Annotated in this window: 12 protein-coding genes; 8 read left to right on the top strand and 4 right to left on the bottom strand. The window is 65.2% G+C overall.

Annotated features, from left to right (window positions below):
- Positions 1-119 precede the first annotated feature (119 nt).
- Positions 120-974 carry a 3-deoxy-8-phosphooctulonate synthase gene (gene kdsA / locus ACLB1G_RS14880; RefSeq protein WP_491628001.1) on the bottom strand — a complete coding sequence of 285 codons (855 nt, stop codon included), beginning with the start codon at positions 972-974 and terminating at the stop codon, positions 120-122.
- Complete coding sequence (pyrG, locus tag ACLB1G_RS14875) at positions 971-2,635, bottom strand: CTP synthase (protein WP_491628000.1); 1,665 nt, start codon at positions 2,633-2,635, stop codon at positions 971-973. Before pyrG ends, kdsA begins: the two co-directional genes overlap by 4 nt.
- Positions 2,636-2,802: 167 nt before the next feature.
- On the opposite strand from pyrG, the gene ACLB1G_RS14870 reads away from it, so the two are divergent.
- Positions 2,803-3,225: a PRC-barrel domain-containing protein gene (locus tag ACLB1G_RS14870; RefSeq protein ID WP_491627999.1), complete on the top strand. Its 423-nt coding sequence runs from the start codon at positions 2,803-2,805 to the stop codon at positions 3,223-3,225.
- Positions 3,226-3,250: 25 nt separating this feature from the next.
- Here ACLB1G_RS14870 and ACLB1G_RS14865 read toward each other — a convergent pair whose 3' ends face one another.
- Positions 3,251-6,421 (bottom strand): error-prone DNA polymerase, encoded by a 3,171-nt coding sequence (locus ACLB1G_RS14865; RefSeq protein WP_491627998.1) that lies wholly within the window; start codon positions 6,419-6,421, stop codon positions 3,251-3,253.
- Between the two features lie 59 nt (positions 6,422-6,480).
- Here ACLB1G_RS14865 and ACLB1G_RS14860 point away from each other — a divergent pair, with 59 nt between their 5' ends.
- The 7 genes from ACLB1G_RS14860 (at position 6,481) to ACLB1G_RS14830 (ending at position 12,050) form a co-directional block, all read left to right on the top strand.
- The gene (locus ACLB1G_RS14860; RefSeq protein WP_491627997.1) at positions 6,481-7,269 is read left to right on the top strand and encodes a PhzF family phenazine biosynthesis protein; all 789 of its coding nucleotides are present in this window, start codon (positions 6,481-6,483) and stop codon (positions 7,267-7,269) included.
- Positions 7,270-7,404: 135 nt separating this feature from the next.
- Positions 7,405-9,774, top strand: coding sequence for a TonB-dependent receptor plug domain-containing protein (locus ACLB1G_RS14855; protein ID WP_491627996.1), 2,370 nt, complete (start codon positions 7,405-7,407; stop codon positions 9,772-9,774).
- A gap of 65 nt (positions 9,775-9,839) precedes the next feature.
- Positions 9,840-10,370 carry a GNAT family N-acetyltransferase gene (locus ACLB1G_RS14850; protein ID WP_491627995.1) on the top strand — a complete coding sequence of 177 codons (531 nt, stop codon included), beginning with the start codon at positions 9,840-9,842 and terminating at the stop codon, positions 10,368-10,370.
- A gap of 82 nt (positions 10,371-10,452) precedes the next feature.
- Positions 10,453-10,815 (top strand): DUF2844 domain-containing protein, encoded by a 363-nt coding sequence (locus tag ACLB1G_RS14845; RefSeq protein WP_491627994.1) that lies wholly within the window; start codon positions 10,453-10,455, stop codon positions 10,813-10,815.
- Between the two features lie 72 nt (positions 10,816-10,887).
- Positions 10,888-11,151, top strand: a complete 264-nt coding sequence (locus ACLB1G_RS14840; RefSeq protein ID WP_491627993.1) for a CopG family transcriptional regulator — start codon at positions 10,888-10,890, stop codon at positions 11,149-11,151.
- A gap of 7 nt (positions 11,152-11,158) precedes the next feature.
- Entirely contained in the window at positions 11,159-11,449 is a 291-nt protein-coding gene (locus ACLB1G_RS14835; protein WP_491627992.1) for a type II toxin-antitoxin system RelE/ParE family toxin, read from the top strand.
- An 85-nt stretch (positions 11,450-11,534) separates the two neighbouring features.
- The gene (locus ACLB1G_RS14830) at positions 11,535-12,050 is read left to right on the top strand and encodes a hemerythrin domain-containing protein (RefSeq protein ID WP_491627991.1); all 516 of its coding nucleotides are present in this window, start codon (positions 11,535-11,537) and stop codon (positions 12,048-12,050) included.
- Positions 12,051-12,114: 64 nt separating this feature from the next.
- On the opposite strand, the gene coaD is transcribed toward ACLB1G_RS14830, so the two are convergent.
- Positions 12,115-13,263, bottom strand: a complete 1,149-nt coding sequence (coaD, locus tag ACLB1G_RS14825; protein ID WP_491627990.1) for a pantetheine-phosphate adenylyltransferase — start codon at positions 13,261-13,263, stop codon at positions 12,115-12,117.
- Positions 13,264-13,268 lie beyond the last annotated feature (5 nt).

Here is a 13,268-nt window from a genome sequence, read left to right as displayed (position 1 = left end):
CATTCTCCAAAGTTAAGCAAAACGGGGGCGCACCTTGCGTCTAGACGCGCCAAGGCGGGACGCAATCTGCGGGGGATGCTGCTGGTGACGCCCGGGCCAGCAACACCCGGGCGGAGATGTCAGTTGAAGCTGTTTTCCAGGAAGCCGGCTTTCTTGGTGACGCGATCGAGTTCGATCAGCACCGACAGCAGCTCCTTCATGCGGCCCAGCGGCACCGCATTGGGGCCGTCCGACAGCGCGCAGGCCGGATTCGGATGGGTTTCCATGAACAGGCCGTCCACGCCCACCGCCACGGCGGCGCGCGACAGCACCGGCACCATCTCGCGCATGCCGCCCGAGGAAGTGCCGTTACCACCCGGCAGCTGCACCGAGTGGGTGGCGTCGAACACCACCGGACAGTTCGATTCGCGCATGATGGCCAGCGAGCGCATGTCGGACACCAGGTTGTTGTAGCCAAACGAGGCGCCGCGTTCGCAGGCCATGAAGTTGTCTTCGTTCAAGCCCTTGGCGCGCGCGGCGGCTCGGGCTTTCTCGATCACGTTCTTCATGTCGTGCGGGGCCAGGAACTGGCCCTTCTTGATGTTGACCGGCAGGCCGGACTCGGCGCAGGCCACGATGAAGTCGGTCTGGCGGCACAGGAAGGCCGGGGTCTGCAGCACGTCCACCACCGAGGCGACGGCGGCGATTTCCTCGATCGAGTGCACGTCGGTCAGCACCGGCACGCCCAGCTCGCGCTTGACGTCGCCCAGGATTTCCAGGCCCTTGTCCATGCCGGGACCGCGATACGAGGTGCCGGAGGAACGGTTGGCCTTGTCGAAGGACGACTTGTAGATGTAGGGTATGCCCAGTTCGGCCGTCATTTCCTTCATGGCGCCGGCCACGTCGAAGGCCATCTGGCGCGATTCGATCACGCAGGTGCCGGCGATCAGGAAGAATGGCTGATCCAGGCCGACGTCAAAGCCGCACAGTTTCATGCCGCATCTCCTTGCTGGGTGGCTGCTGCCGCCTTGTGCGCCAGGGCCGCCTTGATGAACGAGGTGAACAGCGGGTGGCCGTCACGCGGGGTCGATTTGAACTCGGGGTGGTATTGCACGCCCATGTACCAGGGGTGGGCGTTGTCGCCGCTGCGCGGCAGTTCCATGATTTCGCACAGGTCTTCGGTCGGGGTGCGGGCCGCCACCACCAGGCCGGCCGCTTCCACGCGCGGCAGGTAGTGGTTGTTGGCCTCGTAGCGGTGGCGGTGGCGCTCGGTCACCACGGCGCCGTAGATTTCCGAGGCCAGGGTGCCCGGCTTGATGGCGCAGGTCTGGGCGCCCAGGCGCATGGTGCCGCCCAGGTCGGAATTCTCGTCGCGCTTCTCGACCTTGCCGTCCTGGCCTTGCCACTCGTCGATCAGGGCCACCACCGGCTGCGGGGTGCCGAGGTCGAATTCGGTCGAGTTGGCGTGAGTCAGGCCAGCCATGTGGCGTGCGTATTCGATCAGCGCCACCTGCATGCCCAGGCAGATGCCCAGGTAGGGGATCTTGTTTTCACGGGCGAACTGGGCCGCCATGATCTTGCCTTCCACGCCGCGCTTGCCGAAGCCGCCCGGCACCAGGATGGCGTCGAACTTGGCCAGGCCGGCGCAGCCGGTGCTCTCGATTTCCTCGGAGTCGATGTACTCGATGTTGACGCGCGACTCGGTGTGGATGCCGGCGTGGCGCAGGGCCTCGGTCAGCGACTTGTAGGATTCCGTCAGTTCCACGTACTTGCCGACCATGCCGATCGATACTTCCGCCTTGGGATGCTCGAGGGTGTGGATCAGCTTGCTCCACACGGACAGGTCGGCCGGCGCCGGGTTCAAGTCCAGCGCCTCGCAGATGATGGCGTCCAGCCCTTGGTCGTGCAGCATCTGCGGCACCTTGTAGATGGTGTCCACGTCCCACACGGAAATCACGGCCTGCTCTTCGATGTTGGAGAACAGCGAGATCTTGGCGCGCTCGTCTTCCGGGATGCGGCGGTCGGCGCGGCACAGCAGGGCGTTGGGCGAGATGCCGATTTCACGCAGCTTCTGCACCGAATGCTGGGTAGGCTTGGTTTTCAGTTCGCCGGCGGAAGCGATGTAGGGCACCAGGGTCAGGTGCACGAAGGCCGAGTTCTTGCGGCCGGCGCGCAGGCTCAGCTGGCGCGCCGCTTCCAGGAAGGGCAGCGACTCGATGTCGCCCACGGTGCCGCCGATTTCGCACAGGGCCACGTCGTAGCCTTCCGCGCCACGGCGGATGTAATCCTGGATTTCATTGGTGATGTGGGGGATGACCTGCACGGTCTTGCCCAGGTATTCGCCGCGGCGCTCCTTGCGGATCACGGATTCGTAGATCTGGCCGGTGGTGAAGTTGTTCACCTTGCGCATGCGGGTGCTGATGAAGCGCTCGTAATGTCCCAGGTCCAGGTCGGTCTCGGCGCCGTCGTCGGTGACGAACACTTCGCCGTGCTGCATGGGGGACATGGTGCCCGGGTCCACGTTGATGTACGGGTCGAGCTTGAGCATGGTGACTTTGAGGCCGCGCGATTCAAGGATCGCAGCGAGGGAGGCGGCGGCGATCCCCTTGCCCAGGGAAGACACGACGCCACCAGTGACGAATACATATTTGGTCATTGCGGATAGTGCCGGACGGCACGTGCGGGAAATTGAAATTATATCCTAAAACGTCCGATTCTTCATCATCGCGGCGGCTACGGGGGGCTACGCACCAGCGTGGCATAACGTACAGACCAGCTTTGCGGGCGGGTCCAGACTGGCATTTTACACAACAGGAGGCAATCATGAGCTACCAAACCCTGGATGCAGACGGCACCTATGTCGACACCGGCAGCGTGGGCCCCGGCCCGTCCCTGATGGGCGCCGACACCCTGATCGGCGACCATGTGCACAACCTGAAAAACGAGCACCTGGGCACCATCAAGGAAATCATGCTCGATATGCAAACTGGCAAAATTGCCTACGCCGTGATGGCGTCCGGCGGCATCCTCACCATAGGCGAAAAACTGTTTGCCGTGCCGTGGGAAGCCCTGACCCTGGACACCGCCAACAAGCGCTTCACCATGAATATCGACAAGGAACGCATCGAGGCCGCCCCCGGCTTCGATCCCGACCACTGGCCCGACATGGCCAACCAGACCTGGGCCAGCCAGGTGCACAGCTACTACGGCACCAGAGGCACGGACTTGGGCACCGGCCTGCGCTGATCCAGATGCCGCATCCAAACAGGCATTAACAGAAATCGCGGCTGCGGGTGGGCAGCTGTCCCAGCAAATGGGACATGTCCACCAGCCGCTTGGCCACCAGGTGGCGCACGCCGCTTTCTTCCTGCCAGATGCCATAGACCCCCAGCAGCGGCGCGCCCAGCACTTCGCGCCGCTGCCGCTCCAGCAAGGCCGGCCAGATGATGACGTTCACGTTGCCGGTCTCGTCCTCCAAAGTCATGAAGATCACGCCCTTGGCCGTGCCGGGCCGCTGCCGCACCGTGACGATGCCGCAGGCCCGCGCCAGCGCGCCGTTGCTGTAGTGGTTGAGCACCTCGGCCGGCATGAAACGCTGCGCCTTGAGGGCGGCGCGCAGCAGCGCCAGCGGATGGCGGCCCAGGGTCAGGCCGTGCGAGCGGTAATCGGCCAGGATGTCGTCGGCCTCGGACGGCGCGGCCAGCACCGGGATGTCCTCGCGCGGCACGGTGGGGCGCAGCAAATCGCGCTCGGGCGCCGCGCCCACGGCCTGCCACAGGGCCTGGCGGCGGTGTCCGGCCAGTTGTTGCAGGGCGTTGCCGGCGGCAAGCACTTGCAGGTCGTGGCGTTCCAGCGCGGCGCGGCGCGCCAGGTCGGCCACGTCCGCAAACGGTCCATGCGCGCGGGCCGCCATGATGCGTTCGACGGCCTCCTGGCGCATGCCCTTGAGCAGGGACAATCCCAGGCGCACGGCAGGCTGTTGCGTGCGGGTGTCGTCCAATTCCTCCAGCGTGCTGTCCCAAGCGCTGATGGCGGCGTCGATGGGGCGTATCGCTATGCCGTGCCGTTTGGCGTCCTGCACCAGCTGCGACGGGCTGTAGAAACCCATGGGCTGGCTGTTCAGCAGCGAGCACAGGAAGGCGGCCGGCTCGTGGCACTTGAGCCAGGAACTGGCATAGGTCAGCAGGGCGAAGCTGGCCGCGTGCGACTCGGGAAAGCCGTATTCGCCGAAGCCCTTGATTTGCTCGCAGATGGCGCTGGCAAAGTCCACGTCGTAGCCATTCTTCGCCATGGCCGCCTTGATGCGCGCCTCATGCTGCTCGATATTCCCCTTGCGCTTCCAGGCCGCCATATCGCGCCGCAAGCGGTCAGCATCACCGGCCGTATAGTCCGCCGCCAGCATGGCGATCTGCATCACCTGCTCCTGGAAGATGGGCACGCCCAGGGTGCGCTCCAGCGCCGGCTTCAGCCCGGGCGGATAGTCGATCAGTCTGGGGTCCATGCGCCGCTGCAAATAGGGATGCACCATGCCGCCCTGTATCGGGCCCGGCCGCACCAGCGCCACCTCCACCACCAGGTCGTAGAACTTGTGCGGCTTCAGGCGCGGCAGCATGCTCATCTGCGCGCGCGACTCGATCTGGAACACGCCCATGGTGTCGGCCCTGCACATCATCTCGTAAGTGGCCTTGTCCTCGGACGGAATCTGGTGCAGCTCCATGCGCTTGCCATGGCGCGCACTGACCAGGTCCAGCCCGCGCCGCAGGGCCGACAGCATGCCCAGCGCCAGCACATCCACTTTCAGCAGTCCCAGCGATTCCAGGTCGTCCTTGTCCCACTGGATCACGCTGCGGTCCGCCATGGTGGCGGCCTCGATGGGCACCAGGCGCGACAGCTTGCCCTGCGAGATCACGAAGCCGCCCGGATGCTGCGACAAGTGGCGCGGAAAGCTCAGCAGCCGCAGCGCCAGCGCGGCCCACTGCTGGGCGATCTGTGAGGCCGGGTCCAGCCCGCATTCCTCCAGGCGCGCCAGCAGGTCGGCCTTGCTGTCGAACCAGCGGTGCGACTTGCACACCTGGTCGACGATGGCCAGGTCCACGCCCAGGGCCTTGCCGCTGTCCCTCAGTGCGCTGCGCGGCCGGTAGCTGATCACCACCGCCGCCAGCGCCGCGCGGCGCCGCCCGTATTTGGCGTAGATGTACTGGATCACTTCCTCGCGCCGCTGGTGCTCGAAGTCGACGTCGATATCGGGCGGCTCGGCCCGTTCGCGCGAAATGAAGCGTTCCATCAGCGTGTTGGCGCGCCCCGGATCGACGGCGGTCACGCCCAGGCAGTAGCACACCACGGAATTGGCGGCCGAGCCGCGCCCCTGGCACAGGATCTTCTGCTCGCGGGCAAAGCGCACGATGTCGTACACGGTCAGGAAAAACGGCTCATAGCGCAGCTCGGCGATCAGCGCCAGTTCCTTCTCGATACGCTCGCGCATCTCCTCCGTCAAGCCATGCTCCAGCCGCTGGGGCGCGTGCAGGTAAACCTGTTCGCGCAAATAGCTGGCCGGTGTATGGCCGGGCGGCACCAGCTCGTCCGGATACTCGTACTTCAATTCATCCAGCGAAAACGTGCACGCCTGCGCCATGCGCAGCGTCTCCGCCAGCGCCTGTGGCGGATACAGGTTGGCCAGCCGCAAGCGCGGCCGCAAATGCTGCTCGGCATTCTGCGCCAGCGCGTAACCGCACTCGGCCACCGGCTTGCCGGCCCGGATCGCGGCCAGGGTATCGTGCAGCGGCTTGCGCGAGCGCACGTGCATGCACACATGGCCCACCGCCACCACCGGCATGCCGTGCTGCAGCGCCACCTCCGCCACGCTGGCCTTGTGCGCATCGTCATGGGCCAGCTGCAGCAGGTTCAGGCCGATGCGGCAGCGCTCGCCGAAGCAGGCCGCCATCCACGCCGACTGGGTGTGCAGCCGGTCAATATCCTCCGGACGCTGGGCCGGATAATGGGGCAGCAAAATCGCCCAGCAATCGGGCGCGCCGCGCAGGTGTTCAAACTCCGGCGGAGGCGCCGCCAAGTCGCCGGGACGCAGCAAATAGCTGCCCTTCTGCACCCGGTTGCGGCCTATGGTGATCAGCTCGCACAGGTTGCCATAGCCCTCCCGGTTGCGCGCCAGTAGCACCAGCGACAGGGCCGGGCTGCCATCCGGATTGGTCAAATGGAAGTGCGATCCTATGATGAGCGGGAAGCCATGCTCCTTGGCCACCACATGGGCCCGCACCACGCCGGCCAGCGAGCACTCGTCCGTGATGGCCAGCGCCGCATAGTCCAGCTCCACGGCGCGCGCCACCAGCTCCTCGGCCTGGGACGCGCCCTGCAGGAAGCTGAAATTGGACAGGCAGAACAGCTCGGCATAGGCCGGCAAGCCCTGGAGTGGAATATCGGAGGCCATGATGGATACTGTGTTTTTGTACAGTATTCTATACCATGGCCGCGTTTATACTAGGGCGCATGACTACCGTACAAGAATTGCTATGCTTCGGCGCGGCCCCCAACGGCGGCAACCCGGCCCTGGTGATACAGGATGACGACGGCGGCGTAGAGCAGCGCCAGCGGTTCGCCCGCGAACGCAACAAGCCCGCCTGCGTCTTCATCGACCGCGCCCCCGGCGGCGCCATCGTGCTCGATTATTTCTATCCGCACACGCGCAGCCCGCTGTGCCTGCACGCCACCCTGGCGGCGGCGCGCGTGCTGCTGTCGCCCGAACGCCCCGCCCTCACCGTGCATACCGCCATGCGCGGCCAGGCACTGGAGTTGCTGCTGCAGGATGGCGAGGTCTACATCGGTCTGGCGCCACAGCCGGTCGCGGACACGGCCCTGGCCGCAGCGGCCGAGTCCGGCCTGGCGGCCCGCATGCTGGCCGTGCCCGCCATCGCCCTCGCCTCGGCGCCGGCCGTGGCCTCGGTCGGCAGCCCCAAGCTGCTGCTGGAAGTGGCCGACAGCGCCGCACTGCAGGCGCTCACGCCCGACCTGCCCGCCATTGCCGACTGGGGCCGCCAGCACGGCGTGAGCGGAGCGTACGCCTGGTGCCGCCGCCCTGACGGCGCGCTGGAAGGCCGCAATTTCAACCATCTCGATCCGGCCGCCGAGGATGGCGCCACGGGCGTGGCGGCCGGCGCCCTCACCGTGCTGCTGGGACATGGCCTGCGGCTGCACCAGGGCGCCAACCTGGGCCAGCCCTGCCTGATACGCACGGAATGGCAGGATGGACGCATATTGATCGGCGGCGCGGCCGTTTAACCGATTTCTACACGATGTGGTAGCGTTTTCACAGCAAAAACGCTGTTTTTGCAAAATAGTCACACGCGATACAGTTTTCTAGGTGTCCGATCACCGCTTGACTAAAATCAGGACTTTTTGATCGGGAGACGACACGTGTTCGCAACCTGTACCCTACGTAAAGCCGTCTTGCTGGCCCTGGCCGCCGCCCCGGCAGCCTATGCACAAACGACCAGCTCCGATATGCAAACCGTCAGCATCGTCGGTTCGCGCCGCGCCACCAGCTCGGCCACCGACACCGTGGTGCCGGTCGACGTCATCCCCATGACCAAGGCCGGCGAGCAAGGCGGCCAGTTCGACCTGGCCCAGACCCTGACCTATGTTTCGCCCTCGTTCAACTCGACCCGCCAGACCGGCTCCGACGGCGCCGACCTGGTCGATTCCGCCGCCCTGCGCGGCCTGGGCTCCGACCAGACCCTGGTGCTGGTCAACGGCAAGCGCCGCCACACCACGGCCCTGGTCAACCTGTTCGGCGCCCGCAACCGCGGCAACACCGGCACCGACATGAATGCCATCCCCATGCTGGCCATCAAGGATGTGCAGGTGCTGCGCGACGGCGCCGCTGCCCAGTACGGCTCGGACGCCATCGCCGGCGTGATGGACATCGGCCTGAAGAAATCCAAAGGCTGCGAAGCGGTGGCCGGCTACAGCCAGTACAGCAAGGGCGACGGCAAGAACTACCTGGCCTCGGCCTATTGCGGCTTCGAGATCGGCAACGGCGGCGTGCTGGGCGTGACCGGCGAATACCTGGACCGCGGCCGCTCCAACCGCGCCGAAGCCGATAACCCGCGCACCATAGGCGACAGCAAGACGGAAAACCAGACCATCTACCTGAACGGCGAACTGCCCACCGTGGGCACGGGCCGTTTGTATTTCACGGCCGGCGCACAAAGCCGCGATGCGTCCTCGGGCGCCTGGGCCCGGGGCGGCGTGGGCAGCGACGATATCCCGTCGCGCAACTCGGCCGCCATGTACCCAAACGGCTTCGTTCCCTTCATCAACGCCCGGATCGACGACCGCTACGCCATCCTGGGACACCGCAGCCAGGCCGGCGAATGGAATATGGACCTGTCGCAGACCTACGGCTACAACAAGATGATCTACGACATCAGCAACACGCTGAACGCGTCCATCGCCAACAAGGACTTGCTGGCCGGCGGCAAGGGCGTCAGCCCCAGCAGCTTCAACGCCGGCGGCTTCGCCTTCGAGCAGCTGACCACCAACCTGGACTTCAACCGCTACTTCGACGGCGCCATCGGCAAGGGCTTGAACGTGGCCTTCGGCGGCGAGTACCGCCACGAGAACTACAAGATCTATGCCGGCGAAGCCGGTTCCTACATCGACGCCGACGGCGTCGGCGTGGGCGGCAACGCCGGCAGCCAGGGCTTCCCCGGCTTCCAGCCGGCCGACCAGGTCAACGCCAGCCGCCATAGCACGGCGGCCTACCTCGACCTCGAAGCCGACCTGAGCGACACGGTCAAGGCCCAGGGCGCCGTGCGCTACGAGAAGTACAGCGACTTCGGCACCACCACCACCGGCAAGCTGGCCGGCAGCTGGCGCGTGGCGCCGGCCGTGCTGCTGCGCGGCTCGGCCTCGACCGGCTTCCGTGCGCCCTCGCTGCAGCAGATGTATTTCTCGTCCACCTTCACCGACTTCATCGGCGGCGTACCCACCGACGTGGTGCTGGCGCCCAACAACAGCGCCGTCACCAGGCTGGCCGGCATCCCCAGCCTGAAGGAAGAGAAATCCACCAGCTACACCCTGGGCAGCACCTGGACGCCCAGCCAGGCGATTTCGGTCACGGCCGACCTGTACCAGATCAAGATCAAGGACCGCATCGTGCTGTCCGGCCGCTTCGACGATAGCAACTACCCTGCCCTGGCTGCCAAGCTGGCCACCCTGGGCGTGGGCCAGGCGCAGTTCTTCGTCAACTCGGTGGACACCAAAACCCGCGGCCTGGACCTGACCGCCTCGCACAAGGCCAGCTTCGGCGCCGACAAACTGACCACCTTCCTGGCCCTGAACGTCAGCAAGACCGAGGTGACCGGCATCCACGCCCCGGCCTCGCTCAAGGGCTACGAAGATGTGCTGCTGTCCGAGAAGGAACGCCTGTACATCGAACAGGGCGCGCCGCGCTCCAAGGCCACGCTGGGCTTCGACTACACCCATGCCCTGTGGGAAACCGACCTGAAGATCATCCACTTCGGCCCGCAGACCCTGGGCACCTACAGCGGCACCGCCAACGGCGTGGCCAACCAGCACTACGAGTCCAAGACCTCGGCCGACCTGAGCTTCACTTACACCATCAACAAGAACACCAAGTTCTCGTTCGGCGGCAACAATATCTTCAACGTCAAGCCGACCTCGCAGAACCCGGACGAGACCGACAACGGCTTCAAGTATGAGTCGGTGCAGTTCGGCCTGAACGGGGCCTCGTACTTCGGCCGCCTGTACGTGAAGTTCTAAGCGCGTTACACTGCAAGCACGGCGGCGCCTCCGGGCGCCGTTTTTTTCACTCCTGCCCATCCCATATGCTCCAGCTGCGCGCCGACGACTACCTGCTCCGACCCTACACCAGCACCGATGCTGCGGCCTTTGCGGCTGCCGTGCGCGAGTCCATGTCCAGCCTGGCGCCGTGGATGCTGTGGGGGCATGATGGCTACACCGAGCAGGAAGCGCTGGACTGGTTCACCATGTGCGACACCGCGCGCGCGGCCCACACGGCCCACGAGTTCGGCATCTTCAGCGCAGATGGCGCCCGCTTCATCGGCGGCGCAGGACTGAATCAGCTGAACAACACCTGCGGCTTCTGCAACCTCGGCTACTGGGTGCGCGATTCGGCCCAGCGCCAGGGCGCGGCCAGCAGTGCGGCGGCGGCGCTGGCGCGCCACGCTTTCGGGCCGCTGAGGCTGACGCGGGTTGAAATCGTGGTTGCCGAGGGCAACGAGGCCAGCCTGGCCGTGGCGCGCAAAACCGGCGCGCAGTACGAATGCCTGGCGCGCAACCGCCTGCGCCTGCGCAGCGGCCCGGTAGCCGCGCACGTGTGGTCACTGATACCCTGACGGTTACGTTTGCTTACAGCCGGCTAACGGCAACTGACAGCCACCCGGCCTACACTGGTACGCCCTTTACGAGGACTACACCATGCACCGGGTACTGATCTCCTTACTGCTGCTGGCCCTGCTGCAGGGCGCACTGGCCTACGCCATGCTGGGGCCAGCGCCGCCGGTGCTGTTCCAGCAGCGCCAGCAACGGGCAGCCGGCGCGGCCCTGTACGCCATCCACGTCAGCGCCGAGGATGGCGGCGGCGTGCTGCGCCGCTATGCCAGCAGCGACGGCGCCGTGTTCGCGGTGCGCTGGGACTGCCCCTACATGCCGGACCTTGCCACCGTGCTGGCCGCCCACCGCGACAACAGGCAAGCGCCGCCCATGGTGGTGGTCGCGGGCGGCAAAGCCTGGATCCCCGCCGCCCTGCCGGCCGGCTTCAATACGGATAGCGATCTTTAACCACGTTGACACAGCGCAGCGCAAGCACCACTCCTGAGAGAGTAGAATCGCCCACTCTTACAGGAGAAAGCCATGCCGGAAATTACCCTCTCCCTCGCCGATGAACTGCACGCCCGGCTTGCCGCATTAGCCACCCAGGCAGGCCAGTCTCCCAGCGAATTCGCACTTGCGGCACTGTTGGAAAAAATTGAGGATGCGCTCCAAAACGCCGGGATGGATGCAGAAGCAGATCGGCGCTGGGCTGAATTTCAACAAACCGGCAAATCCATTTCCCTCGATGTCGTGGAAAAGCGCTTGGAACAGCGCCTCGCTGAATTATCCCCGCCGCCAGGCTAGGAAAGACATGGCAAAACTGGAATTAATGCCAACAGCCGATGCCGACTTGCAGCGCATACTCGACTATTTGGTCAGCCATCATGTAAGTCATCCTGCTTCCAAAATCAGTGATATTGTCGCCTCCCTCCGCATCCTCGGCCAGAACCCCAATATTGGGCGACTGGCGCAAGGAGGCAAGCAAGAACTGCTGATAGGTTCGCGTCCACATGGGTACCGGGTTCTCTACCGCTATTTGCCTGACATCGATACCGTGTTCGTGCTGGCGATCCGCAGCCAGCGGCTAGGCAACCCACCCTAGAGTGGGGCAACGTACAGAGCGGCCCGCTGGGCAGGCCTAGACTGGCCTTGGTAGCACATTGTTCATCGCCACCCAAGGAGCCGTCATGAGAACCACTTCCCAATCGCAAGACAAACTGCCCAAGCCCATTCCCACCGAGACCGATCCGCAGGACGCCATCGCCCTGCTCAAGGACGATCACGACAAGGTCAAGTCCATGTTCGAGCAGTACGAGGAACTGGGCGACCGCGCCCACATCAGCAAGCAGAAACTGGCGATCCAGATCTGCACCGAGCTGGTCAAGCACACCACGGCCGAGGAAGAGATCTTCTACCCCGCCGTGCGCGCCGCCACCAAGGATGAGGACATGGTCGACGAAGCCGTGGTGGAACATGCCTCGGCCAAGGACCTGATCGAACAAATCCTGTCCATGGAACCCACCGAAGACCTGTACGACGCCAAGGTCAAGGTGCTGGGCGAGCTGATCGACCACCACGTCAAGGAAGAAGAAGAGGAAATGTTCCCCAAGGCCCGCAAGGCCAAGCTGGACTTGCTGGACCTGGGCCAGCAAATCGCCGCCCGCAAGGAAGAAGTCGAACTACCGGAAGGCGGCACGCACTAAGACCGGCCCTCGCGCCGGCAGCCGGAAGCCGCCTTGCCGCCCCCCCGCAGCGCGGCCCAAGCCGTCAGGACTGCAGCATTGCAATCTCGCGCTGCATGTTGGCGATGGCGCGCTCGTTGTACTGCGACGAGAAATACCGATCGCCGAACAGCTGTCCCGCCTCGGCCTTGCGGCTCAGGTGGGCCAGCGCGCCGGCCCGCTGGCGCCGGTACTCGGCGTCGTCCAGGTGGCCATACTCGATCCGTATGCCCCTGGCGTAGTTGTCATACACTTCCTCGTCCTGGCCCAGGATGGCCAGGTCCACGCTCAGCAGCACGTCCTTGAGCGGATGGATGATGGACGCTTCCTGGAAGTGGTCGGTGGCGCGTATCAGGGCCGCCGCGTCGCTGGTGTCGTGATGCAGGCCGCTGCCCTGCCACAGGCGCGCGCTCGCTTCCTCGCTGGTGGGCGCATCCGGCACCGTGCTGCCCGGGGTGTAGTCGGCGTCGTGGAACCAGAACGCCTGCTTGACGATATCCACCGCCTGCGGATCGGGCCTGGTGTTGGCGGCCCAGGCGCGAATCTCGCTCAGCCCGTGCACCAGGTGGTCCAGGTTGTGGTAGCGCCGCGCCGGCCCGCCATAGCATGCGGGCCCGGTCAGGCGCGCGAACCACTCGTCCGCATGGCTGATGGAGGTGACGTCGGCGTGCGCGTAATCCCATAGGGTTTCCCATTCGCGCCGCAGCCAGCTCATGATCCAGGCGTGGTAGCCGGGGCCGGGCACGAATTTCTGCATGATCCAGTTCCAGCCTATCGGGCCTTCCAGCGCCTTGACGAAGCTGGAGCTCACCGAACCGAGGTCGCGCGGCGGCATCACGAAGATGGTCTTCAGGCCCTGCAGCACTTCCACGTTGGTCTGCTGTATGAGGTTTTCGTAGTCGAAATCGGCGGTGCTGCGGATGCCGCGTATCAGGTATTCGGCGCCGTGCTTGCGCGCCGCCCGCGCCGTGTAGTCGCCGCGCACGATCACCACCGAGACGTTATCCCAGCCCTGTTCAGCACAGCTGAGCTGGATGATGCTCTGGCGCTCCTCGGCACTGAACTTGGGTTTCTTGGCCTGGTTCTCGGACAGGAACACCACCACCTCGTCCGCCAGCGCACGGGCTTCGTTGATCACCCACATGTGGCCGTTGGTGATGGGGTCCAGGGTCCCGGAAAAACCGATTTTCTTCATGCTGC

The organism is Duganella kummerowiae (assembly GCF_053572355.1).
Note: the sequence above shows the minus strand (reverse complement) of the source record. Positions and strands in the feature narration are given on the sequence as shown.